Below are 22,245 nucleotides of genomic sequence, written 5' to 3'. Positions count from 1 at the left end.
TAGCACCACAGCACCACAGCAAGCTCGTCAGGGTCTTCCCGGGTCATTCCGGGGGGACCCTGACGACATTAACGGCGGCTCTTCTTTCCCATCCCCTCGTTCTCCATTTCCTCTTCTCCGGAGGTTTCGCTCAACACGCCGGTGATTCCCGTTACCCCTGTGCGTTGGAGCCGGATGCTCCGGAGAAACGAGCAGGGAAGGTGCGGCGTCCGCGCCGTAAAGTAGCGGCATGACCCGGCTCACCCGCCAGCAGAAGACCTCCCTCGTGGTGGGCGACAGCTACTGGACGACGGCGGCGGTTCCGGGCATCCCGTCGATCACGATGAGCGACGGACCGCACGGGCTGCGCTACCAGCCGAACCACGGCGACAACCTCGGCCTCGGCGGCAGCGAGCCCGCCACCTGCTACCCGCCAGCGGTAGGTCTGGCTTCGAGCTGGAACCGTTCACTCATCGAGCGGGTCGCCCAGGCCATCGGCGAGGAAGCCGTCGAGCAGGGCGTCAATCTCGTGCTCGGCCCGGGCGTGAACATCAAGCGGTCCCCGCTGTGCGGGCGCAACTTCGAGTACATCTCCGAGGACCCGTTCGTGAGTGGCGAGCTCGGGGCCGCGTGGGTGCGGGGTGTGCAGTCACGGGGGGTCGGGGCATCCCTCAAGCACTTCGCGGCCAACAACCAGGAGACCGCGCGCATGACGGTGAGCGCCGAGGTCGATGACCGCACGCTGCGCGAGATCTACCTGCCCGCCTTCGAGCGCATCGTGAAGCGCGAGAAGCCCGAGACCGTGATGTGCTCGTACAACCGCATCAACGGGGTGGCCGCTGCTGAGAACCACTGGCTGCTCACTGACCTGCTGCGCGACGAGTGGGGTTTCGAGGGCGTCGTGCTCTCGGACTGGGGTGCCGTCGACGGGGCCGTTGCCGCTCTCGCGGCGGGGCTCGATCTCGAGATGCCGGGGCCGCAGAAGGACTCTCGGTCAGCTCTGCTGGCGGCACTCGATTCCGGCGACCTCGACGAGGACGTGCTCGACCTCTCCGTCGAGCGGATGCGACGGCTCGTGCGCCGCCTCCGCTCCGGCACGGTCGGGGTTGATGCGTTGCCCGTCTCCGATAGTTCACCCCACCTCGACGTGGTGGAACGCCACGGTCTCGCGCGTGAGGCCGCCGCCGAGTCCATCGTGCTCCTGCGCAACGAGGGCTCGGTGCTACCGCTCACCCCCGGCTCCAGCGTCGCGGTCATCGGCGAGTTCGCCCGCACCCCACGGTTCCAGGGTGCCGGCAGCTCGCAGGTCACGCCCACCCGAGTGGATGCCGCGCTCCCCGCGTTCGAGGAGATCGCCGATGTAACCTTCGCACCCGGTTACCGTCTCGACGAGCACGTTGATCAGCAACTTCTCCATGAGGCGGTGGACGCAGCTCGCTCCGCAGACGCGGCGGTGCTCTTCGTCGGCCTCCCGCCGATGGAGGAGTCGGAGGGCTTCGACCGTGACCACCTCAACCTGCCGGCCGACCAAATCGCGCTCATCAAGGCCGTCGCCGCGGTGAACCCGCGCACGGTGGTCGTGCTGACCAACGGCGGGGTTGTGACCCTCGAGCCGTGGCATGACTCGGTAGCGTCCATCGTGGAGGCGTGGCTTCTCGGGCAGGCCGGAGGCCCGGCGGTAGCCGATGTTGTGTTCGGGGTGGTTGCACCTTCGGGGCGGTTGACGGAGAGCATCCCGTTCCGCCTGCAGGACACCCCGAGCTACCTGAATTTTCCGGGAGAGAACAACGTCGTGCGCTACGGCGAGGGCGTGTTCGTGGGGTACCGGTACTACGAGACGGTGGACGTGCCCGTGCGCTACCCGTTCGGGCACGGGCTCGGGTACACGACGTTCGAGTTCAGTGATCTGGTCGCTTCGGGGAGTTCGGCCTCGGTGCGGGTGACGAACACGGGTTCGCGCTCGGGATCGCACGTGGTGCAGCTGTACGTGGGGCCGGCGGCGTCGCCGGTGTCGCGACCGGTGCGCGAACTGCGCGGCTTCGAGAAGGTGATGCTCGAGCCGGGTGCCTCGATGGTCGTGACGTTCGAGCTGGATGATCGTGCCTTCGCCTACTGGGACACCCTCACCGACGGCTGGCTCGTGCACGGCGGCTCGTATGCCATCGAGATTGGACATAACGCGCACGACATCGCGCTCACCGCGACCGTGCACAAGCGCGGGCCCGCGCCACGGAAGCTGACGCTGGAATCGTCCGTGACCGACCTGCTCGAGCATCCGGTGACCGGACCGGTGCTGTCGTTCGCGATGCGCCGCGCGGGCGGTGCCGATGAGCTCGGGGCCAACGTGTTCGACATGGTCGCGACGGTGCCGATTCGTCGACTCATGCGCTTCCCGGGTGTTGGGGAGCAAATGCGGATGCTGCCGCTGCTGCTCGCGGTCGCGAACAACCCGGTGATCCGTACGATCGCGGGGTGGTTCCGGAGGTAGGGCGCGGCTCCCCTCCCGTGAGTTGCCCAGTTCGGCCAGTGTTTCGCGCTGTGCACTGGCCGAACTGGGCAACTGAAGCGGATTGAGCGTGCGGTGCGGTCCCCGGATGCACCGATCCTCCGTGACACGCCGGCCCGAGACACCCCGCACCGGCGTGTCGGCGCGAGCGTGTGCATCCCGTCACGCCTGCCGCCGAGACTCCACCCGTGGTGACTCTCGCCAAGGTGCAACTCACCACCGCTGGAGTCTCGCCGCGCTAGTGCCCCGCGACGATCGCCATCACGACCACGTCGGACCACTCGCCGTCCCAGAACCAGGCGTCCCGCAGCAGTCCCTCAGGGTGGAACCCCACCTTCGAGTAGACGCGCTGCGCCCGCGTGTTGAAGTCGACCACGCGCAAGCTGATGCGGTGCAGCCCGACCACCTGCAGTCCGTAGTCGACGACGGCCTTGGTCGCCTCGGATCCGTATCCGCGACCGAACATCGCCCCCGACAGCGTGATGCGCAGGTTCATCGCCTCGTTGTGCGGCTCGAACTCGCTCAGCACGATCTCGCCGACGAACGTGCCATCATCCGCGGTGAGGATCGCCCAGTCCGCACGATCGTGAGCGTCCGCGAGCGAGGTGAGCCAGTCACGATGCTCCTGCTCAGTGCGCTCGATACGGATGCCAGCAAGCCGACGCGACTCCGCATCGTTCAACGTCGCCCACGACCCGTCGAAGTGCTGCGGGCCTAGCGGCTCGAGCCGCAGGTTGCTGGACTTGAGGGACTGCTGGTCGCGGAAGTAGTCGGGGGCGATCATGGTTCGAGGGTAGCGGGGTGGGGTACGGGGGCCGTGGTGCGTTCTCGCCCCCATATGGGGGAACGCAGATAAGTACGCAGCTTGAGTACTTTGTGAACGGTCCTTGCGTCAGGGGGTGTTGACGGAGTTAGCCACGGCGCCGTGGATGTTGAGCGGGCTGAACGGATACGAAAGAGGATAGAGCGATGCGCGAACCCCGCAAGGCAACCGGCGGTGGGCTCACGGGAAACTCACTCCGGGTCTATCTGATCTCGATCGCTATTGCACTGCCAATAGTCGTCTTGGGCTTCATCGTGATGTTCACTAGAGCGGTTAAAGCCGGTGAAGATGGCGACAATGTCACGTTCACCGTCAACATCGTGGCGGGGACAATCGTTTGTCTTTGCCTGGTTGGCTTTGTCTGTTACCTCTTCGTGAGCCACGCTGTCCGCGGCAGACGGATTCGGACGAACATGACCTTGCTCGTCCGCGATTTCCCGGACGGAGTGGGCCTCCTCGTTTTCTATCCCGCGCTTGCTTCACTCGGTGAGTCTCACGATGTCCCGAGTGTCGCCGAGTTGTCGCGAGTCAACGCGATCAGTGTCCGAAGCCGATCAGTGTCGTTACTGAGCTTGGGGAACCCCTCCGTCGTAGTGAGAACCCTCGAACCGAAGCACGGAGAGTTTCGCCTGGGGAAAGCACGATTCTCGCGCCTCGAAGTTCGGCGGCTCGAGATGTATCTGGATATGGGTGGCTACACGCTCAGCTTCGCCGCGGTCCCGGTGGATGTTTCCAGATTCGCTACCCCAAGTTTCTCCTCACTAGAAGATCTCGTCCTGGGCCTCAACAGAGAGCTTCTGGGCTCCAATGCGAAGCCTCTTCCATGAGGTGATAGCTACGCCGAACCAACCTCGCGCCGCGCGTCCGCGGATGCCGCGACCCCAGGCGCCACGTCGAACACAGCGCTCAACCCCGCCACGAACTCGTCCAGCCGACCCTCAGCCGCCAGCTCCCGCGCGCGCACCGAGGGCGCGTGAACGAGCACGCTCGCGAAGTGTTTGAGCGCCCGCTCCACCTCAGGGCTTGAGGCTCGGGCGAGTTCGTCGTCGAGGACGTCGAAGACGTGGCTGCGGAGGGCGACGATGGCGGGTTCGGCGGCGGTGTCCGCGGCGAACTGGTGCGCGGCATCCCGAACCATGGCCCGGGCGTCGTCGTGGGCGGTGAGCTGTTCGAGGGGAGCGTGCAGGCTGATGGTCTCGAGGTCGAGCATCTCGACGCCGGGAATGAAGGCGACCGCGGGGTCCACGTTGCGGGGAAGGCCCAGGTCGATCACGAGGCGGCCGTGGCGACCCGGGAACCGGTCGACGCCGAGCACGACGTTGGCGGTGCACGTGATGATCACGTCGACTTCGAAGTCATCGCTCACGGTGAGGTCGTACTTGGCGGCGAAGGGGGCGCCGCGTCCGCGCGGGGAGTGCACGCGGATGTCGGAGGCGCCGAGGTTGCGGAGGGCCGCGACGGTCGTTGCGGCGTACTGGCCGGTGCCGACGAGCAGGACGCGCATGCGCGACCAGTCGTCGATGCGGCTGGAGGCAAGCTGGAGGGCGAGGCGCACGAGCGAGCGTCCGGCGCCGCCGAGGGCCGTCTGGTTCTTGACGCCGCGGCTCGTGCGGGTGGCGCGCTGGAACAGGCGCTCGAGGTCGCGGCTCGTGGTTCCGCCGAGGCGTGCGCGGCCTAGGGCCGTGGCCACCTGGCCAGCGATCTCGTCCTCGCCGACGACGACGGACTCGAGGCCGGAGGTGACCGCGAAGAGGTGGGTCGCGACATCCGTGCCCTGGTGCACCTGAATGGATGCCCGCAGCTCGGCCACCGGGATGCCGCTGGAGTCACTGAGCGCCTCGAGCATGGAGACCACAGCGACAGCGGTGGCGGCCGTGAGTGGCTCGTCGATGTCGAGGTAGGCCTCGAAGCGGTTGCACGTGGCAAGCACGACCGCGCCGCTGACGAAGTCGGACGAGTTCACGAGGCGAAGAGTGGTGTCCTCGGCGATGACGGAGAGCTTGTCCAGGAGGTCGAACGATGCGTTCTGATGGTTGGAACTCAGGCACAGAAGCACTAGCCCATGCTAACCCCGCTCGGCTGAGGGAAACCTACCCGCGCATCGCCACGCCCTTGCGCCAGTAGCCCATGAACGCAACCTGGCCGCGGTCGATGCCGAGGCCCTTCACGAGGTGGCGGCGGAGGGTTGTGACGACGCCGCTCTCACCCGCGATCCAGAAGTAGCGGTCGGCGTGAACATCGCCAGACGATGTCTCCTCCCCAAGGCCCGAGAAGGTCGGGGTCTCCCACAGAAGCTCGCCCTCGGGCAGGACCTCGGGCGCGGAGTCGACAGGCTGGGAGCCCAGATGTTCGAGCACAGCAGGAATGAGCGCCTCCCCATGAGCCTTACCGTCGCGCGGCAGCCACGTGATCTCCACGCCAGCGGGCGCGGCTATCGGCAGGATGTCACCCGCCTCCGGCACCTCGATGAACGCGGCCCCCCGCGTCGAGGCTGGTGAGTCCTCCAGTATCCGCGCGATGGCCGGAGCCGCCGTCTCGTCACCGGCGAGCAGGATCGAGCTCGCGTCTCCGGGGTAGTACTCGATGCCGCCGCCATCGGTGCGCCCGCGACGAGGCCCAAGCACGAGGATCTCCTGGCCGGGGGCTGCGGCGCTCGCCCAGAGCGAGGCCGGGCCCGTGGAGGTGGGGTCGAGGTGGAGTACGAAGTCGATCGTGAGGGTTGTGCCCGCGGCATCCACCGTCAGTTCACGGATCGAGTAGGTGCGCATCGAGCCACGGGTGTTCTCGGGCAGGGCGAGCCACTCTTGGTACCAGTCGGCGGTGCCAGCGAGCGACGGAAGCGGCGCACCCGGACTCGGGAAGATGAGCTTGATGCGCTGGTCGAGCACGGCGCCGGGGGTTCCGAGGTCCGTGATCTCGGGGCCGCCGAGGGTCACGCGCACGAAGCTCGGCGACACCCGTTCGACCGCCGTCACGGTGGCGCGCGCGAGGAGGAACGGTGAGACGAGTGTGTCAGCGGACATGGTGCCTTCCTGCCGGGATCACGAGCGGATCGCCGGACACGGGGTCGGGGATGATGGTGCTCTCGAGGCCGAACGCCTCGCGCACCAGGTCGGACGTCAGGATGCCGCGGGGCTCCCCGGTCGCGAGGATTCCCCCTTCACGCATCACGACGAGCTCGTCCGCATACCGCGCGGCGAGGTTGAGGTCGTGCAGCACCATGACGATCGTGGTGCCGCGCGAACGGTTGAGGTCGGTGAGGAGGTCGAGCACCTCCACTTGGTGGGACACGTCGAGGAAGGTGGTCGGCTCGTCGAGGAGCAGGATGTCGGTGTCCTGGGCGAGCGCCATGGCGATCCACACTCGCTGCCGCTGCCCGCCGGAGAGCTCGTCGACCGCCCGGTCGGCCAGCGCGAGTGTGTCCGTCGCCTCGAGCGCCGACGTCACGGCCTCGTAGTCGGCCGCGCTCCACCGCGAGAACGCGTTCTGGTGCGGGTGCCGCCCGCGCCCCACGAGGTCGGACACGACGATGCCCTCCGGCGCGACCGGACTCTGGGGGAGCAGCCCGACGATGCGAGCGACCTCCTTGGAGGGGCGAGTGCGTGGGTCCGTTCCGTCGAGGAGAACGTGGCCTGCTGCGGGGCTGAGGAGTCTGGCAAGGGCGCGGAGGAGCGTGGACTTGCCGCATCCGTTCGCCCCGACGATCGCCGTGATCCTGCCGGGTGCGACCGTGTAGTCGAGTCCCTCGACGACGGTGCGATCGCCGTACGCGAGGGTGAGCGACTCCGCACTGAGCGTGCGTTCGCGGGTCATATCGAGCCTCCGTTGCGGTTCATTCGGATGAGCAGGTAGACGAGGTAGGGAGCACCGAGCACACCAGTGATCACGCCCACCGGGTAGCGGTTGTCGAGCGCGAACTGTCCGAGGAAGTCCGCCGAGAGCACGAGCAACGCGCCCACGAGCCCCGCGGGCAGCAGCAGGTTCGAGCCAGGGCCCCAGATGCGCGCGGCGATCGGCCCTGACATGAACGCGACGAACGCGATCGGGCCCGTCGAGGCCGTTGCCACAGCGAGCAGGCAGACGGCGGCGAGGATGAGACCGAGGCGGGTGCGCTGCACGCCCACGCCGAGAGCGGATGCCGCGTCATCCCCCAATCGCAAGGCTCCGAGCGGCCGCTGCAGAACGAGCAGCACCGGCACGGCGATCAGGCACGTGAGGGCCACGGGCGCCACCCGCGACCAGCCTGCACCGTTGAGACTGCCCGCGAGCCACTGCATTGCGACCTGCAGGTCCCACTGCGCAGCGCGCGAGAGCACGTACGCGACCACGCTCTCGAGCATCGCGGCGATGCCGATGCCGATGAGAATGAGCCGGATGCCCGAGAATTCGCCGCGGTGGGAGAGGAGGTAGATCACGCCAGCCGTCGCCAGCGCCGCTGCCAGCGCGAGCAACGACACGGTCGTCTCGTTCAACGAGAACACGACGATGCCGACGACGGCCGCGGCGCTCGCGCCAGCGCTGATGCCGATGACATCGGGGGAGGCGAGCGGGTTGCGGAGCATCGTCTGGAAGGTGGCGCCGGCCATCCCGAAGCTTAGGCCGGCGAGGAGGGCGAGCGTCGCGCGCGGGAGGCGCAGCTCGCCGACCGTGAAGCTCGCGCCGGGCACCTGCTCGCCGAGCAGCACTCTCAGCACATCGCTGAACGAGTAGACGGTGTTGCCGACCATGAGGCTGACCGCGAAGGCGACGAGCACGAGCGCGGCCGCGACGATCAGAAGAGTGCGCCACCGAACAGCGCGCCGCCGGCGACCAAGAACAACAACACTCATAGCTCCCGCACCCGCTGCCTGCGCACGATCCAGATGAAGAAGGGGGCGCCGATAATGGCCGTGATGATGCCGACCTGGATCTCCTCCGGTCGGGCGACGACTCGGCCGAGCACGTCCGCGGCGACGAGGAGGGCAGCACCGAGTACCGCCGAGAACGGCAGCAGCCAGCGGAAGTCGGTGCCCACGAGCAGGCGGCACACGTGCGGAACAACGAGGCCGACGAACCCGATGGGGCCCGCGATCGCCGTCGCGGCGCCGCACAGCACGATCGCGCCGATCGCCGCAAGGAGCCGCGTGCGCAGGACGCGCTCGCCGAGACCCGACGCGAGGTCGTCACCGAGGGCGAGCATGTTCATTCCGCGGGCACTCAAGAAACAGAGCACGACACCCACAACCAGAATCGGGGTGACGGCACCGATGCGACCCCAGTCGGCACCGCCCACGCCGCCGATCTGCCAGAACTGGTACAGAGTGAGCACGTCGACTCGCGGCAGCAGGATTGCACTCACGAGTGAGCTGAGCGCGGCCGACACAGCCGCTCCAGCGAGCGTCAGCTTCAGGGGTGTTGCACCACCGCGGCCGAGCGACCCGACCGTGTAGACGCCGACAGCGGCCAGCGCCGCTCCCGCGATGGCGAGGCCGACCATCCCGTACGGCTCGCTCAGGCCGAAGCCCGCGATGCCGATCACGACAGCGAGGGCAGCGCCCGACGATACGCCGAGAATGCCGGGGTCGGCCAGCGGATTCCGCGTGACCCCCTGCATGCTCGCCCCCGCGATCGCGAGCGCTGCCCCCACGAGAACGGCGAGAACTGTCCGCGGTATCCGCTTGATGACGGCAGCTTCGCCGAAGGTTGTGTCGTTGCCGGAGAAGGCTCCGACGAGGTCGGTGATCGAGACATCCCTCGCTCCGAAGACGAGGGATGCAGCGCACAGTACGACCAGCAGGGCCACCCCTGCCAGCAGCCAGCCCAGGCGCAGCGCTGCCGGGCGCCGCAACGTCTCCTGACGTGCGGCACCCGACAGCGTGCTGGGGCTTGCGGTCACTAGCGCAGCGGTGCCGCGAGCACGCCGAAGTAGTCGCTGATGCCCCATCCGATCGACAGCGGTGAGGGGTTCGCCGACGCCGCGAGCGGGGTTGAGTTCTCGAGAACGGCGATGCGGCCCTCGGCGATCGCGGGGATCTTCGAGAGCAGCGGGTCGGCCTGCAGCTGCTGGATGATCGTGCCGTCGGTCTCGCCGTAGGTGACGAACACGTCGACGTCGGCGAAGCGGTCGGCCGCCTCGGAGCTCACGGTGACATAGAACTCGTCGGTGTTCGCCGACTCCTCTTCCACGATCGTCGGTGCAGGCAACCCGATGCTCTCGAGGAAGCCGGGGCGGGTGTCGTGGCCCGTGTAGAAGCCGACCTGGCTGAAGTCCGACGGGTCGAGGTAGGAGAACAGCACCTTCTTGCCGTCGAGCTCCGGGTACTCCGCGAGGGCGTCGGCGATCTGGCCGTCGAGCTCGTTGATGAGGGCCTCACCCTCGTCGGCGAGGCCGAGCGCGGTCGAGTTCATGCGGATCATGTCGTTCATCGACGTGCCCCACGCGACGTCGGGGTAGGCGACGACGGGTGCGATCTTCGACAGGGTGTCGTACTCCTCCTGCGTGATGCCGGAGTACGAGGCGAGGATCACGTCCGGCTGGGTGTCGGCCACGGCCTCGAAGTCGATGCCATCCGTCTCGTCGAAGAGCACAGGGGTCTCCGCGCCGAGTTCCTCGAGCTTGTCCTCGACCCACGGCAGCACGCCATCGCCGTCATCGTCGCCCCAGGTCGCCTTGCTCATGCCGACCGGCACGATGCCGAGGGCCAGCGGAACCTCGTGGTTCGCCCACGCCACCGTCGCCACGCGCTCAGGTTGCGACTCGATCGTCGTCGTACCGTAGACGTGCTCGATCGTCACGGGGAAGACGCGGTCGGAGCTTGCCGAGCTCTCGGCGGGAGCGGTCGTGGAGCAGGCGGTGAGCGAGACGGCGAGGGTGGCGATTGCCACCAGGCCGAGCGGGCGCAGGAGACTCAAGGGATTCCTTTCGGTTGGGATGTTAGGGGAGCCTAACCTAATTAAGTTGGAGGCTCTAGTGGGTAGGGTTAACCGGTGACTCTCCCCACGGACCATCCCCTCGTCGACGGACGCACCGCTTCTGCGCCCCTGATCAGGGCTTATCGCGGTGATCGCCCCGAGGTCACTCCGGTCTGGTTCATGCGTCAGGCCGGGCGCTCGCTGCCCGAGTACCGCGAGCTACGTGTCGGCACCCAGATGCTCGACGCCTGCCTCACGCCGTCGCTGGCCAGCGAGATCACGCTGCAGCCCGTGCGCCGACACGGAGTCGACGCGGCGATCTTCTTCAGCGACATCGTCATCCCGGTCAAGCTCGCGGGTGTCGACGTCGAGATCGTTCCCGGCAAGGGGCCCGTGATCGCGAACCCGATCCGCACGGCAGCGGATGTCGCGGCCCTCCGCCCCCTCGACCCCGAGGCCCTCGCACCCATCACCGAAGGCGTCGCCCTCACCGTCTCGCAGCTCGGGACCACCCCGCTCATCGGCTTCGCGGGTGCGCCCTTCACGCTCGCCTCGTACCTGGTCGAGGGCGGCCCGTCCAAGGACCAGCTGCGCGCGCGCACTCTGATGTACTCCGACCCCCACACGTGGGCGGCGCTCCTCAACTGGTGCGCGGATGTCACGGGCGAGTTCCTCAAGGCGCAGGTGCTGGCCGGGGCATCCGCCGCCCAGCTCTTCGACTCGTGGGTCGGGTCGCTCAGCGAGCAGCAGTACGTGCGCCGGGTCGCGCCACACTCGAAGCGCGCTCTCTCGCACCTGCGCGGATTCGACGTGCCGCGCGTGCACTTCGGTGTGGGCAGCGGTGAGGTGCTGCACGCGATGCACTCGATCGGCGTCGAGGCCATGGGGGTCGACTGGCGCATCCCGCTCGACGAGGCCGAGCGTCGCCTCGGCGGTGGTGTTCCCTTGCAGGGCAACCTCGACCCCGCCCTGTTGGGTGCCCCCTGGCATGTGCTCGAGGCACACGTGATCGATGTGCTGGAGCGCGGGATGCTCGCGCCCGCGCACGTCGTCAATCTCGGCCACGGCGTGCCCCCCGAGACCGACCCCGACGTGCTCACCCGCATCGTGGAACTGGTGCACTCGCGGTGAGTGCACCGCTCGGCCTACCCCGCGCGCCCGTGGGCGACGCCCCTTCGTTGATGGGCGAACCCCGTTCGCTGGTGGGCGAACCTCGTTCGCTGAGGCTCTCGAAGCGCGGCTCCCGTGACTGACTTCACCGTGATCGGCGGCGGCATCGGCGGTCTCGTGGTGGCTCGCCGGCTCGCGATGGCCGGCCGCGCGGTGACAGTGCTCGAGGCATCCGACCATCTCGGCGGAACCGTCGCCCGGCACACCGTCGCCGGCCTCGACCTCGACGCCGGCGCGGAGAGCTTCGCCATCCGCGGCGGAACCGTCGCCGCTCTCGCCGCGGAGATCGGCCTCGGCAACCAGGTCGTTGCCCCCTCGTCGATGGGTGCGTGGCTTCACCCCGTGTCGGGCCCCGCCGTGCCCCTGCCGGACGCCGCCCTCCTCGGCATCCCGGGCACACCCCTCGCCGCGGATGTCATCGCCGTCGTCGGCGGAGCTGCAGCGTTCCGCGCTCAACTCGACTCCCTCATTCCTGCGTTGTGGGCGCGCCAGTCGCTCACGCTGGGGCAACTCGTCCGACGCCGGATGGGGGCGGCCGTGCTCGAACGGCTCGTCGCTCCCGTTGTGCACGGCGTCTACTCGATCCACCCCGACAAGCTCTCGATCGACCGCGTCGCGGGATTGCGCCACGCGTACAGCCAGCAGGGTTCGCTCGCGGCCGCGGTGCGGTCGCTACGCAGTGCCGCTCCGGCAGGTTCCGCCGTGGAGGGCATCCGCGGTGGAGTCCACAGGCTCGTGACGGAACTCGCCGCCGACCTGGAGACGTACGGCGCCGCGGTCGAGTTCGACCGGAGGGTGACGGCGCTCGAGGGGCTGCCCGGCACGGTGATCGTGGCTGCGCCCGGCATCGTGGCACCCGTGGCCGGGCGGAACGTGGTTGTCGCCACCCTCGTGGTGGATGCGCCGGAGTTGGACGCAGCGCCCCGTGGGACTGGGGTGCTCGTTGCACAGGGGGCTCGAGGCATCCGCGCGCGGGCGCTCACGCACTCGACCGCGAAGTGGGAGTGGCTGCGCGAGCGCGCCGAGGGCAAGCAAGTGCTGCGGCTGTCGTACGACGACGAGCCCGAGAACCTCGCCGAGACCGCCCGCACGGATGCCGCGGCCCTCCTCGGCACGGACCTGCCGCCGACCGCGGTCCTCGACTTCGCCCGCGTGGAGTGGACCCGCCCCGCAGCCCTCACAACTCCGACCGACCACATCGTCGTCGGTGAGACCGTCGGAGGCTCCGGCATCGCCGGCATCGTCGCCCACGCGGAGCGTACCGCCGCCGCGCTGCTAGCCCCGTAGCCCGAGTGCGCAGTTGTGGCAAGTGCCTCGGGCATCCACTGGTCGCAACTGCACTCTCGACTGGGCCGAAGCTGCGCCGGGCGGATTCTGCGGGCCCGAGTGCGCACTTGTGACCAGTTGCGCGCGCCGCACTAGTGGCAAGTGCACTCTCGCGGAGGGGCCGCACCGCGGTGGACGGATGCCGCGGGCCCGAGTGCGCAGTTGCGGCTAGTTGCGCGGCATCCACTGGTCGCAACTGCGCTCTCGCGGAGAGGCCGCACCGCCCCGTCCGGATGCTGCGGCGCCGAGTACGCAGTTGTGCCCAGTTGCGCGGTATCCACTAGTCGCAACTGCACTGTCGCGGAGGGGGCGCATCACAGCGGGCGGATGCCGCGGACCCGAGTACGCAGTTGTGGCTAGTGCCGCGGGCATCCACTGGTCGCAAGCGCACTCTCACGCGGAGGACGGGCTCCACCCGCGCGAGAGGAGCGCCCGCCGCGTGCGCTCGGCGAGCCAGCCTCGACGCTCGAGCAGGCCCTTCGTGACCTGAACCACCGCCCACCCCGCCTCGTGGAACCGCTCGAGCCGGTCGATGTCCTCCTCGAACACGTCCTCCTCGCGGTGACCGCCGCCCTGGTACTCAAAGGCGATGCGGTACTCGGGGTAGGCGAGGTCCGGCGTACCGATGAAGGCACCCTCGTGGTGCGCGCGGAAGCCGACCGCCGGTTCGAGAAACCCTGCGTGCACGATCGTCCGACGCATCCGGGTCTCGCGCGGCGAATCGGTGCCCGCGCGCAGGTGGGGAAGCGCGGCGGCCGCCGCAGTCACCCCGCGTCGACCGCGAGCGGCCACGATCTCGGCGGCGAGAGAGTCGAGTGTGCACGGTGGCCGTTTGCGCCGCACGAGGTGGTCGCCCGCTTCGATGAGCTCCTCGAGCGTGAGGAGCGGAGCGAGTTGCAGCCACACGACTTCGGCCGGGATGACGGCAAACCCGCGCACCTCGATGCGTCGGGCATCCAGCGAGCGATGCGCTGCGACCCCCTTCCGTCGAGGGGGCTGGCCAGACGTCGTGACGTGGAGCTCGTCCGCGAAAAGGCGTTCGGGAAGCGGCATCCCGAGCAGTCGCGCCGCCGTGACGTGCGAGAAGGCGGCATCCCGGGGAGCCACCGGAACATAGGCCTGCGCCCGCCGCCGCAGCTCGTACTCGCGCAGTTCGTACCGGTCGAGGCTCGGGGCGTTCGTCACCCGGATCCGTGATCCACGAAACGGTGCCTCCAGGTCGCGGGCATCGAGTCGCCGCGCCGTGACTCCGGATGCCCGGGCATCCCGCACCGCGAACGCCTCTCCGAGCCCCGGCGGCAGGTCCCTCCTGCGAGTCACCCGAGAATCCTGCGCTGTGCGGCCTACGCTCGCGGCGCATCATCCACACCCGTGGCGACTACGCAGTTGCGACTAGTGCCCCAGTCATCCGCTGCGCGGAACTGCACTCTCGCCCAGCGGCGCGCGGATGCCGCGACATCGAGCACGCAGTTGTGACTAGTGGACGCGGCATCCACCGGGCGCAACTGCACTCTCGCGGCGACGGGAGGAACGCGCGAACGAGAGTTTTCTACAGCGTGTAGAGAGTGCGAGGATGGAACGATGACAGACGAGGCACTCGGCTACACGTTGTGGGCAGTACTCCGCCGGGACGGCGCCACTCCGGCAGGCACCGGAGACCTGGCTCCCGCCATCGCAAGAGTGGAGGCGGCGGGCGTCACGATCCGCGGCTTCTACGACGTGTCATCCATGCGGGCCGATGCCGATCTCATGATCTGGATGCACGGCGAGAAGCCCGAGACGCTGCAGTGGGCACTCCGCGAACTCCGCCGCAGCGAGCCGCTGAAGCCGCTGATCGCGACCTGGAACGCGATGGGTGTGCACCGCGAGGCCGAGTTCACGCGCAGCCACGTGCCCGCGTTCCTGCGCGGTAAGGAGCCCGAGGCCTGGCTCACCGTCTACCCGTTCGTGCGCTCCTACGAGTGGTACCTGCTGCCCGACGATGAGCGCAAGGCGATGCTCGCCGATCACGGACGCAAGGGTTCCGAGTACCCGCAGGTGCTCGCCAACACGGTTGCGGCCTTCGCCCTCGGCGACTACGAGTGGATCCTTCCGCTCGAGGCCCCGGAGCTCGTCGACCTCGTCGACCTCATGCGTCACCTGAGGCAGACGGATGCCCGGCTGCACGTTCGCGAGGAGATCCCGTTCTACACCGGTCGCCGCATCCGCGTCGACGAGATCGCAGAGGTGCTGTCATGAGTATTGCCAATGGAGGTCTCGACAAGCTCGACCCACAGGGTTCGCTCGACCCACAGGGTTCGCTCGACCCACAGGGTTCGCTCGACCCACAGGTGGTGCCGGGCGCAACGCCCGCCGCGGCATCCGGCCCCGAGCACGTCGAGGTCCCCGTCGCCTACGACGCCATCCTGCTCGCGAGTTTCGGTGGGCCCGAGGGCCAGGACGACGTGATCCCCTTCCTGCGCAATGTGACTCGGGGCCGCGGCATCCCGGAGGAGCGTCTCGAGGAGGTCGCGCACCACTACCGCGCCTTCGGTGGCGTGAGCCCGATCAACGACCAGAACCGCGAGCTCAAGGCGGCGCTCGAGGCGGAGCTCGCGAAGCGCGGCATCGACCTGCCCGTGCTGTGGGGCAACCGCAACTGGGACCCTTACCTGCGTGACGCACTCACGGAGGCGAACGAGCGCGGCTTCACGAAGCTCATCGCCATTGGCACGAGCGCCTACAGCTCCTACTCGAGCTGCCGCCAGTACCGCGAGGACTACGCGATGGCCCTCGACGAGACCGGCCTCGGCGGAGTCATCGAGATCGACAAGGTGCGCCAGTTCTTCGACCACCCCGGTTTCGTGGAGCCCTTCATCGAGGGCACGCGCGACGGTATCGCCGAGCTCGAAGCGCAGGGCATCCCGCGCGAGCAGATCCACGTGCTCTTCGCGACCCACTCGATTCCGACGGATGACGCGATCCGCAGTGGTCCGCGTGACCGTGACTTCGGCGAGGGTGGCGCCTACGCTGCCCAGCATCTGGCGGTGGCCGAGGTCGTGGTGCATGAGGTCGCCGAGGGAATCGGGTGGGACCTCGTCTACCAGTCGCGCTCCGGCCCTCCGACGCAGCCCTGGCTCGAGCCCGACATCAACGACCGCATCGCGGAGCTCGCGACATCCGGCGTGAAGGGCCTCGTGATCGTTCCGCTCGGGTTCATCTCCGACCACATGGAGGTGAAGTGGGACCTCGACACCGAGGCTCTCGAGACCTCCGAGGAGAACGGCATCACCGCGGTGCGCGTCCCGACGCCCGGTGTCCACGCCGCCTTCGTGTCTGGCCTTGTCGACCTGGTGCTCGAGCGTCGCGACGGCATCCCCACCGCCGAGCGCCCGGCCCTCACCGATCTCGGACCCTGGTACGACGTCTGCCGCCCGGGCTGCTGCGAGAACGTGCGCCTCGGGTTCAAGCCGGCGCTGGCCGGGATCGCGCCATGACCGTTATAAGAGTCGGAACCCGCGGCAGCGCCCTCGCCCTCGCACAGACCCGTGCGGTCGCCGCGAGCCTCACCGCCAAGACGGGCGCCGAGACCGAGATCATCACGATCTCGACCGAGGGCGACCGCTCGTCCGAGTCGCTCGCGAGCCTCGGCGGCACCGGCGTCTTCGCGAGTGCACTGCGTGACGCGCTCCTCGCCGGCGAGTGCGATGTCGTCGTCCACTCCCTCAAGGATCTCCCGACGGCACCCGTCCCTGGCCTCACCATCGCGGCCATCCCCAAGCGAGAGGATGCCCGTGACGCGCTGTGTGCACGTGACGGCTTCACTCTCGACTCTCTCCCCGACGGCGCCCGGGTCGGCACGGGGTCGCCCCGCCGTGTCGCCCAGCTGCGCGCCCGCCGTCCCGACCTCGAGGTCGTGGACATCCGCGGCAATGTGGATACTCGCCTCGGCAAGGTCGCCTCGGGCGAGCTCGACGCGGTGGTGCTCGCCGTCGCGGGCCTGACGCGCCTCGGCCGGCTCGACGCCGTGACCGATTTCCTCAGCATCGACTGGTGGCCGACCGCCCCCGGCCAGGGTGCCCTGGCGATCGAGGTTCGGTCGGGCGAGGAGAAGCTCGCGAAAGCGCTCGACCACGCGACATCCCGCATCATCGTCGAGGCCGAGCGCCGCACGCTCGCCCTGCTAGAGGCGGGATGCTCGGCCCCCGTCGCCGCGCACGCCCTCATCGACGACGGCATGCTGTTCCTCTCCGCCCGGGTCTACAGCGCAGACCCTTCGAGTGCCTCAGGGAGCGAGCCTCACTACCTCACGAGCTCGCACGCCCTGTACGTGTCCGACACGAAGGACCCGGCTGGCGACGTCGCCGAGCGTGTGGCCAAGGAACTCTTCGACCTCGGCGCTGCCGGCTTGATCGGCGCGTCATGATCGTCCGCCCCCGCCGCCTGCGAGCCACCCCGGCGATGCGCCGACTGGTCGCGGAGACGCGCCTGCATCCCGCCGAGCTCATCCTCCCGATGTTCGTGCGCGAGGGGCTCAGCGAGCCCGTGCCGATCTCGTCGATGCCCGGAGTTCTGCAGCACTCGCTCGACTCGATGAAGGCCGCGATCGCGGAGGCCGCGTCCCTCGGTGTCGGCGGCGTCATGCTCTTCGGTGTGCCAGAGCACAAGGATGCCGTGGGCTCCGGAGCCACTGACCCCGACGGCATCCTCAACGTCGCCACCCGCGTGGCGGTCGCCGAGGCCGGTGACGCGCTCGTGGTGCAGACCGACCTCTGCCTCGACGAGTTCACCGACCACGGGCACTGCGGAGTTCTACGCGCTTCGAGTACCTCAGCGACCGGTTACGTCGTCGACAACGATGCGAGCCTCGAGCGCTACCGGGAGATGGGCGTCGCGCAGGCGGAGTCCGGCTCCCAGCTGCTCGGCCTGAGCGGCATGATGGACGGCCAGGTCGCGGCCGTGCGCGAGGCACTGGATGCCGCGAGCCACCCCGACACTCCCTTGCTCGGTTACGCCGCGAAGTACGCGTCCGCGTTCTACGGACCGTTCCGCGAAGCCGTCCAGTCGTCACTCCAGGGCGATCGGCGCACCTACCAGCAGGACCCGGCGAATCGCCGCGAGGGCATCCGCGAGGTCATGCTCGACGTCGAGGAGGGTGCCGACATCGTGATGGTCAAGCCCGCGATGAGCTATCTCGATGTGCTCGCCGACGCCGCCGCCATCAGCCCGGTTCCCGTGTGGGCGTACCAGGTGTCCGGCGAGTACGCCATGATCGAGGCCGCGGCGGCGAACGGATGGATCGACCGCGAACGTGCCGTACTCGAGTCCCTCACGAGCATCCGTCGTGCTGGCGCAGATGCCGTACTCACCTACTACGCCGTAGAGGCGGCGCGCACACTCTCTGCTGGTTGAGTAGCCGCGGCGAAGCCCGGTCCACTAGTGGGTTGAGTAGCCTCGGCCAAGCCCGGTCCACTAGTGGGTTGAGTAGCCGCGGCGAAGCCCGGCGTTATCGAAACCCCCACCCCCGCCCAAGGAGCACCCCATGACAACCAACGAACAGGCCTTCGACCGGGCCCGCGCGATCCTCCCCGGCGGCGTCAACTCCCCGGTGCGAGCGTTCGGCTCCGTCGGCGGCGCACCCCGTTCCTACGTCTCGGCCACCGGTCCGTATGTGACTGACATCGAGGGCCGCGAGTACGTGGATCTGGTGAGCTCGTGGGGTCCCGCGATCCTGGGTCACGCGCACCCCGACGTGATCAGGGCCGTGCAGGATGCCGCCTCCCGTGGCCTCGGGTTCGGTGCATCCACCCCGGGCGAGACAGAACTCGCAGAACTCGTGCGCGACCGCGTCGGCTCTCGCCTGCTCGGCAAGCTGCGCCTCGTCTCCACGGGAACCGAGGCGACGATGACAGCCATCCGTCTCGCCCGAGGCGCGACGGGCCGCGACCTGCTCGTGAAGTTCGCCGGCCACTACCATGGCCACTCCGACGGCCTCCTGGCCGAGGCCGGCTCGGGCCTCGCGACTCTCGCGATCCCGGGATCGGCAGGCGTGCCCGCGGCCGTCGCCGCCCAGACGGTGGTCATCGGATACAACGACCTCGATGCGGTGCGCGAGCTCTTCGCCGAGCGCGGCAACGACATCGCCGCGGTCATCGTCGAGGCCGCCGCCGCGAACATGGGTGTCGTTCCGCCCGACGCGGGTTTCAACGCCGAGCTCACGCGCATCGCCCACGAGAACGGCGCACTCGTGATCCTCGACGAGGTGCTCACGGGCTTCCGCGTGAGCCCGTCCGGCTGGTGGGGTCTCGACGACTCCTACATGCCCGACCTCGTGACCTACGGCAAGGTCATCGGCGGCGGTCTGCCGCTCGCGGCCCTCGGCGGACGCACCGAGATCATGGACCTCCTCGCACCCCTCGGCCCCGTCTACCAGGCTGGCACCCTCAGCGGTAATCCCGTTGCCGTGGCCGCGGGCCTCGCCACCCTCAGGGCAGCGGATGCCACGACCTACGCCCATCTCGACGCGACAGCCGCCACGATCTCCGCCGCAGCCTCCGCGGCGCTCGCCGCAGAGGGTGTCGAGCACACCGTCCAGCACGCGGGCAACCTGTTCTCGATCTTCTTCTCGCCGACCGCCCCGCGCACCTACGCGCAGGTGAAGGAGCAGCAGGCGTTCCGTTACCCGCCGTTCTTCCACGCCATGCTCGACGTCGGCGTCTCGCTTCCGCCGAGCGTATTCGAGGCCTGGTTCGTCTCTGCTGCACACGACGATGCGGCAGTCACGCGCATCCTCGATGCCCTTCCGGCCGCCGCGAGGGCTGCCGGGTCGGCGACGCCCTCCGCGTGACTTGTCAACCCCCTGCATTCCCTTAGCGGCATAAGCCGCACAGGGCTAGTGTGGGAGGGCAAGCACCGCGACCGTCGAACGAAGGAGCATCCATGCGAGGCAAAATCCTGTTCGTGGTCGGCCTGGGGGTCGGCTACGTTCTCGGCACCCGTGCCGGGCGCGAGAAGTACGAGCAGATCAAGGCGACGGCATCCAGATTCTGGAACGATCCCCGCGTGCAGAAGCGCGTCGATGACGCCCAGGACTTCGTGAAGGACAAGGCGCCCGATGTTGCCGAGTTCATCGCGGATGGCGCGAAGAAGGTCGTGTCGCAGGTCTCCGGTTCGAAGGCTCCCGCGAAGTCCACGACGACGCGCAAGCCTGCAGCCAAGAGCACCTCGTCGTCGGCCGCGAAGAGCACCGCGGCAAAGTCCAGCTCGGCGAAGTAACCGCCATGACCGGCGTACCTCCCCGCCCCAAGCGTTCCCTGTTCTCCCTCATCGCCGACCTGCCCGGGTACTTCATGGACCTGGTGCGAGGCGAGATCGAGCAGCTCAAGAAGGAACTGGTCACGCGTCTTGCGCAGGCCGGCATCGGCATCGGTCTCCTGGTCGCCGCTGCAACGGTGCTCTTCCTCGCGCTCGCCGTCTTCATCACCGCAGCGATCCTCGGCCTCTCCGAGGTGCTCCCCCCGTGGGCCTCCGCACTGATCGTCGGTGGCGGACTGCTCGTGATCGCGGCGATCCTGGTCGCGATTGGCGTGGCCTCACTCAAGCGCGGTTCGCAGGGACCCACCGAATCCATCGACAGCATCAAGAAGGATGTCCGCGCGATTCAGGGCATCGGAAAGCGAGACTGACATGAGCGACGCACCCATCGAAGAGCGAGTTGCCGCTGCGCGAGCGGGCCTCACGGAGACCCTCGACGCTATCGAGGACAAGCTCAATGTTCCGAAGCGTGTGGAGGAGCTGACGGCGAAGGCCAAGGCCTCCTACGAGTCGAACCCCGTGCCGTGGATTGTCGGCGCGGTCGGTGCGGCCGTCGTGGTTGCTGGGCTCGTGGCCTGGGCCATCCTGAGCGACGACTGAACCGGGCTCCCGACGAGCACGCAGACGGCGGCGGACGGTCCCGATTGGCGCCTCATCCGCGACGGGAGCAGGATAGTGGCATGGACCCGAAACCTCTGAAGCGCTGGCGTGTCCTCGTGCCGCGCGGAGGTAAGTGGGGTGATGGAGTTGCAGCCCGGCTCCGTGCGCTCGGAGCCATCCCCGTCATCGCCCCGATGATCAACTTCGCGAGCGCGGATGACGGCGCTGCCCTCGCGAACGCGTTCCACGAACTCGCCGACGGCCAGTACGACTGGCTCGTGGTGACGAGCGCAACGACAGTGGATGTGCTCGCAGGTCACGGCGTCGTACTTCCCGAGAACACCCAGGTGGCAGCTGTCGGCGAGACCACCGCGGGGGCTCTCCAACTCGCGGGGTACCGGGTGGACTTCGTGCCCGAGACCGACAATTCCGCGCGCGGGCTCGTCAAGGAGTGGCCGTCGTCAGCGATCGAGGGCCGCGTGCTCATCCCCCAGTCCGACATCGCCGAACCGACGCTCGTCTCCGGCATTCGCGAGCTCGGGCTCACGGCGGACTTCGTGGCGGCCTACCGGACGGTGGGGGTGCCCGTCTCCGACGCGGTTCGGGCGGATGTCGCATCCGGTCGTATGTCCGCGATCCTCGTCAGCTCGGGGTCGGTCGCGCGCCAGATCGCCGAACAGCTGGCTCCACTGCCGGAGAGCATTGTCGTGGCGTGCATCGGACCGCGGACGGCCTTCGACGCCCGCGCCGCGGGCCTCCGGGTGGACGTCATCGCCGAGGACCGCTCGTCCGACTCCCTCATCGACGCGCTCGTCGAGCGCGCCTCCCGCTAGCGGCGCGTCAGCCGAACGAGCGGAATGACCCGCTCCGTCCGCCTCTCGTAGGAGGCGAATCCGGCGTTCTTCGCCGTGATGTCGGCCCACAGGGGTGCGCGTTCGTCCGCGGGGATCACGGATGCCCGCACCGGGATCGTCTCCGTGCCGAACTCGATCTCGGTGTCGGGGTTGGCCAGGAGGTTGTAGTACCAGCCGGGGTTCTCGGGAGCCCCGCCCTTGGATGCCACGATCACCCAGCCTTCCTCGTCCGGGAAGCTCATGAGCGGGCTCACGCGGGCTACCCCGGACTTGGCACCCACGTGGTGCAGGAGCACGAGCTTGTCGCTGTTGAACGGAGCACCAACGTAGCCACCATGGGCCCGGAAGTCCTCGATGATCTGGGTGTTGAAGTCGGTCATGAGAGGTTCAGCGCGAGAACGAGCGCGATGATTCCGAGGAGAGGTGCGAGGCCCTGGATCGCGGCCGCGCGAGCGAGCTTCGGCGAGCTGATGATCAGCACGAGCGCGGCGGCTACCATGCTGCCCGCGGCGAGGAACACGAGCGCGGCGCCGGCTTCTGGCATCCCGACCCACAGCAGCACCAGGCCGACGAGTGCGCCGACCGCGAGGAAGAGGTTGTAGAAGCCCTGGTTGTAGGCCATGGGACGAGTGACGTCAGCGTCGGCCTGGCTCGCGACCCCGAACGTGCGCCAGGTCTTCGGGCGCGACCACAGAACGCTCTCGAGCGTGAAGATGTAGAGGTGGATGAGCGCGGCGATCCCCACGAGGACCGTCGACGCGACAAGCAGGCCGGTATTCATGTCGCCAGAGTAGACCCCTGAC

23 protein-coding genes are annotated in these 22,245 nt (G+C 68.6%); 13 read left to right on the top strand and 10 right to left on the bottom strand.

What is annotated here, in order from left to right; all coding sequences use genetic code 11:
• The first annotated feature begins 229 nt into the window (after nucleotides 1-229).
• On the top strand, nucleotides 230-2,467 hold the full coding sequence (locus tag HDC94_RS01845) for a glycoside hydrolase family 3 C-terminal domain-containing protein (protein ID WP_179494345.1): 2,238 nt from the start codon (nucleotides 230-232) through the stop codon (nucleotides 2,465-2,467).
• A gap of 256 nt (nucleotides 2,468-2,723) precedes the next feature.
• On the opposite strand, the gene HDC94_RS01840 is transcribed toward HDC94_RS01845, so the two are convergent.
• The gene (locus HDC94_RS01840; protein ID WP_179494343.1) at nucleotides 2,724-3,269 is read right to left on the bottom strand and encodes a GNAT family N-acetyltransferase; all 546 of its coding nucleotides are present in this window, start codon (nucleotides 3,267-3,269) and stop codon (nucleotides 2,724-2,726) included.
• A 185-nt stretch (nucleotides 3,270-3,454) separates the two neighbouring features.
• Here HDC94_RS01840 and HDC94_RS01835 point away from each other — a divergent pair, with 185 nt between their 5' ends.
• Nucleotides 3,455-4,135: a hypothetical protein gene (locus HDC94_RS01835; RefSeq protein WP_179494341.1), complete on the top strand. Its 681-nt coding sequence runs from the start codon at nucleotides 3,455-3,457 to the stop codon at nucleotides 4,133-4,135.
• An 8-nt stretch (nucleotides 4,136-4,143) separates the two neighbouring features.
• Here HDC94_RS01835 and HDC94_RS01830 read toward each other — a convergent pair whose 3' ends face one another.
• From HDC94_RS01830 to HDC94_RS01805, 6 genes are read right to left on the bottom strand one after another with little or no spacing between them, the layout of a single operon-like run.
• Nucleotides 4,144-5,364, bottom strand: a complete 1,221-nt coding sequence (locus HDC94_RS01830; RefSeq protein WP_179494339.1) for a glutamyl-tRNA reductase — start codon at nucleotides 5,362-5,364, stop codon at nucleotides 4,144-4,146.
• 34 nt (nucleotides 5,365-5,398) lie between these two features.
• On the bottom strand, nucleotides 5,399-6,331 hold the full coding sequence (locus HDC94_RS01825; protein WP_179494337.1) for a siderophore-interacting protein: 933 nt from the start codon (nucleotides 6,329-6,331) through the stop codon (nucleotides 5,399-5,401).
• Entirely contained in the window at nucleotides 6,321-7,121 is an 801-nt protein-coding gene (locus HDC94_RS01820) for an ABC transporter ATP-binding protein (RefSeq protein WP_179494335.1), read from the bottom strand. The genes HDC94_RS01825 and HDC94_RS01820 overlap by 11 nt, the downstream gene beginning before the upstream one ends.
• Nucleotides 7,118-8,137: an iron chelate uptake ABC transporter family permease subunit gene (locus tag HDC94_RS01815; RefSeq protein ID WP_179494333.1), complete on the bottom strand. Its 1,020-nt coding sequence runs from the start codon at nucleotides 8,135-8,137 to the stop codon at nucleotides 7,118-7,120. The genes HDC94_RS01820 and HDC94_RS01815 overlap by 4 nt, the downstream gene beginning before the upstream one ends.
• Nucleotides 8,134-9,231, bottom strand: coding sequence for an iron ABC transporter permease (locus tag HDC94_RS01810; protein WP_179494331.1), 1,098 nt, complete (start codon nucleotides 9,229-9,231; stop codon nucleotides 8,134-8,136). Before HDC94_RS01810 ends, HDC94_RS01815 begins: the two co-directional genes overlap by 4 nt.
• Nucleotides 9,183-10,199: an iron-siderophore ABC transporter substrate-binding protein gene (locus tag HDC94_RS01805; protein ID WP_257021612.1), complete on the bottom strand. Its 1,017-nt coding sequence runs from the start codon at nucleotides 10,197-10,199 to the stop codon at nucleotides 9,183-9,185. Before HDC94_RS01805 ends, HDC94_RS01810 begins: the two co-directional genes overlap by 49 nt.
• Nucleotides 10,200-10,274: 75 nt before the next feature.
• On the opposite strand from HDC94_RS01805, the gene hemE reads away from it, so the two are divergent.
• A complete protein-coding gene (hemE, locus tag HDC94_RS01800; protein ID WP_179494327.1) occupies nucleotides 10,275-11,330 on the top strand; it encodes a uroporphyrinogen decarboxylase in 1,056 nt (351 codons plus the stop codon).
• A 114-nt stretch (nucleotides 11,331-11,444) separates the two neighbouring features.
• On the top strand, nucleotides 11,445-12,656 hold the full coding sequence (locus HDC94_RS01795; RefSeq protein WP_179494326.1) for an NAD(P)/FAD-dependent oxidoreductase: 1,212 nt from the start codon (nucleotides 11,445-11,447) through the stop codon (nucleotides 12,654-12,656).
• Nucleotides 12,657-13,088: 432 nt separating this feature from the next.
• Here HDC94_RS01795 and HDC94_RS01790 read toward each other — a convergent pair whose 3' ends face one another.
• Nucleotides 13,089-14,015, bottom strand: a complete 927-nt coding sequence (locus HDC94_RS01790; RefSeq protein ID WP_179494324.1) for a hypothetical protein — start codon at nucleotides 14,013-14,015, stop codon at nucleotides 13,089-13,091.
• Nucleotides 14,016-14,276: 261 nt separating this feature from the next.
• On the opposite strand from HDC94_RS01790, the gene hemQ reads away from it, so the two are divergent.
• The 9 genes from hemQ (at nucleotide 14,277) to HDC94_RS01745 (ending at nucleotide 21,421) form a co-directional block, all read left to right on the top strand.
• Complete coding sequence (gene hemQ / locus HDC94_RS01785) at nucleotides 14,277-14,933, top strand: hydrogen peroxide-dependent heme synthase (RefSeq protein ID WP_179494323.1); 657 nt, start codon at nucleotides 14,277-14,279, stop codon at nucleotides 14,931-14,933.
• A 95-nt stretch (nucleotides 14,934-15,028) separates the two neighbouring features.
• Nucleotides 15,029-16,171, top strand: a complete 1,143-nt coding sequence (locus HDC94_RS01780; protein WP_308495743.1) for a ferrochelatase — start codon at nucleotides 15,029-15,031, stop codon at nucleotides 16,169-16,171.
• A complete protein-coding gene (gene hemC, locus HDC94_RS01775) occupies nucleotides 16,168-17,100 on the top strand; it encodes a hydroxymethylbilane synthase (protein WP_179494321.1) in 933 nt (310 codons plus the stop codon). Before HDC94_RS01780 ends, hemC begins: the two co-directional genes overlap by 4 nt.
• A complete protein-coding gene (gene hemB, locus HDC94_RS01770) occupies nucleotides 17,097-18,086 on the top strand; it encodes a porphobilinogen synthase (RefSeq protein ID WP_179494320.1) in 990 nt (329 codons plus the stop codon). Before hemC ends, hemB begins: the two co-directional genes overlap by 4 nt.
• 130 nt (nucleotides 18,087-18,216) lie before the next feature.
• Complete coding sequence (hemL, locus tag HDC94_RS01765) at nucleotides 18,217-19,521, top strand: glutamate-1-semialdehyde 2,1-aminomutase (RefSeq protein WP_179494319.1); 1,305 nt, start codon at nucleotides 18,217-18,219, stop codon at nucleotides 19,519-19,521.
• Between the two features lie 92 nt (nucleotides 19,522-19,613).
• Nucleotides 19,614-19,949 (top strand): YtxH domain-containing protein, encoded by a 336-nt coding sequence (locus tag HDC94_RS01760; protein WP_179494318.1) that lies wholly within the window; start codon nucleotides 19,614-19,616, stop codon nucleotides 19,947-19,949.
• 5 nt (nucleotides 19,950-19,954) lie between these two features.
• Entirely contained in the window at nucleotides 19,955-20,359 is a 405-nt protein-coding gene (locus HDC94_RS01755) for a phage holin family protein (protein WP_179494317.1), read from the top strand.
• A gap of 1 nt (nucleotide 20,360) precedes the next feature.
• Nucleotides 20,361-20,588, top strand: a complete 228-nt coding sequence (locus tag HDC94_RS01750) for a DUF3618 domain-containing protein (RefSeq protein ID WP_179494316.1) — start codon at nucleotides 20,361-20,363, stop codon at nucleotides 20,586-20,588.
• Between the two features lie 80 nt (nucleotides 20,589-20,668).
• The gene (locus HDC94_RS01745) at nucleotides 20,669-21,421 is read left to right on the top strand and encodes a uroporphyrinogen-III synthase (RefSeq protein WP_179494315.1); all 753 of its coding nucleotides are present in this window, start codon (nucleotides 20,669-20,671) and stop codon (nucleotides 21,419-21,421) included.
• Here the strand turns inward: HDC94_RS01745 and HDC94_RS01740 are convergent.
• Both HDC94_RS01740 and HDC94_RS01735 read right to left on the bottom strand, forming a co-directional pair.
• Nucleotides 21,418-21,822: a nitroreductase family deazaflavin-dependent oxidoreductase gene (locus HDC94_RS01740; RefSeq protein ID WP_179494314.1), complete on the bottom strand. Its 405-nt coding sequence runs from the start codon at nucleotides 21,820-21,822 to the stop codon at nucleotides 21,418-21,420. The genes HDC94_RS01745 and HDC94_RS01740 overlap by 4 nt on opposite strands.
• A complete protein-coding gene (locus tag HDC94_RS01735; protein WP_179498770.1) occupies nucleotides 21,819-22,211 on the bottom strand; it encodes a DUF1304 domain-containing protein in 393 nt (130 codons plus the stop codon). The genes HDC94_RS01740 and HDC94_RS01735 overlap by 4 nt, the downstream gene beginning before the upstream one ends.
• Between the last annotated feature and the right edge of the window lie 34 nt (nucleotides 22,212-22,245).

Source organism: Leifsonia sp. AK011 (assembly GCF_013410945.1).
GTDB lineage: Bacteria > Actinomycetota > Actinomycetes > Actinomycetales > Microbacteriaceae > Rhodoglobus.
This window is presented reverse-complemented; position numbering and strand designations above follow the sequence as displayed.

What these genes read in the sequence shown, in the direction of transcription:
- HDC94_RS01845 (WP_179494345.1), top strand. Translation starts at nt 230, where the DNA reads ATGACCCGGCTCACCCGCCAGCAGAAGACCTCCCTCGTGGTGGGCGAC.
- HDC94_RS01840 (WP_179494343.1), bottom strand. Translation starts at nt 3,269, where the DNA reads ATGATCGCCCCCGACTACTTCCGCGACCAGCAGTCCCTCAAGTCCAGC.
- HDC94_RS01835 (WP_179494341.1), top strand. Translation starts at nt 3,455, where the DNA reads ATGCGCGAACCCCGCAAGGCAACCGGCGGTGGGCTCACGGGAAACTCA.
- HDC94_RS01825 (WP_179494337.1), bottom strand. Translation starts at nt 6,331, where the DNA reads ATGTCCGCTGACACACTCGTCTCACCGTTCCTCCTCGCGCGCGCCACC.
- HDC94_RS01820 (WP_179494335.1), bottom strand. Translation starts at nt 7,121, where the DNA reads ATGACCCGCGAACGCACGCTCAGTGCGGAGTCGCTCACCCTCGCGTAC.
- HDC94_RS01815 (WP_179494333.1), bottom strand. Translation starts at nt 8,137, where the DNA reads ATGAGTGTTGTTGTTCTTGGTCGCCGGCGGCGCGCTGTTCGGTGGCGC.
- HDC94_RS01810 (WP_179494331.1), bottom strand. Translation starts at nt 9,231, where the DNA reads ATGGGGCATCAGCGACTACTTCGGCGTGCTCGCGGCACCGCTGCGCTA.
- hemQ (WP_179494323.1), top strand. Translation starts at nt 14,277, where the DNA reads ATGACAGACGAGGCACTCGGCTACACGTTGTGGGCAGTACTCCGCCGG.
- hemC (WP_179494321.1), top strand. Translation starts at nt 16,168, where the DNA reads ATGACCGTTATAAGAGTCGGAACCCGCGGCAGCGCCCTCGCCCTCGCA.
- hemB (WP_179494320.1), top strand. Translation starts at nt 17,097, where the DNA reads ATGATCGTCCGCCCCCGCCGCCTGCGAGCCACCCCGGCGATGCGCCGA.
- hemL (WP_179494319.1), top strand. Translation starts at nt 18,217, where the DNA reads ATGACAACCAACGAACAGGCCTTCGACCGGGCCCGCGCGATCCTCCCC.
- HDC94_RS01760 (WP_179494318.1), top strand. Translation starts at nt 19,614, where the DNA reads ATGCGAGGCAAAATCCTGTTCGTGGTCGGCCTGGGGGTCGGCTACGTT.
- HDC94_RS01755 (WP_179494317.1), top strand. Translation starts at nt 19,955, where the DNA reads ATGACCGGCGTACCTCCCCGCCCCAAGCGTTCCCTGTTCTCCCTCATC.
- HDC94_RS01750 (WP_179494316.1), top strand. Translation starts at nt 20,361, where the DNA reads ATGAGCGACGCACCCATCGAAGAGCGAGTTGCCGCTGCGCGAGCGGGC.
- HDC94_RS01745 (WP_179494315.1), top strand. Translation starts at nt 20,669, where the DNA reads ATGGACCCGAAACCTCTGAAGCGCTGGCGTGTCCTCGTGCCGCGCGGA.
- HDC94_RS01740 (WP_179494314.1), bottom strand. Translation starts at nt 21,822, where the DNA reads ATGACCGACTTCAACACCCAGATCATCGAGGACTTCCGGGCCCATGGT.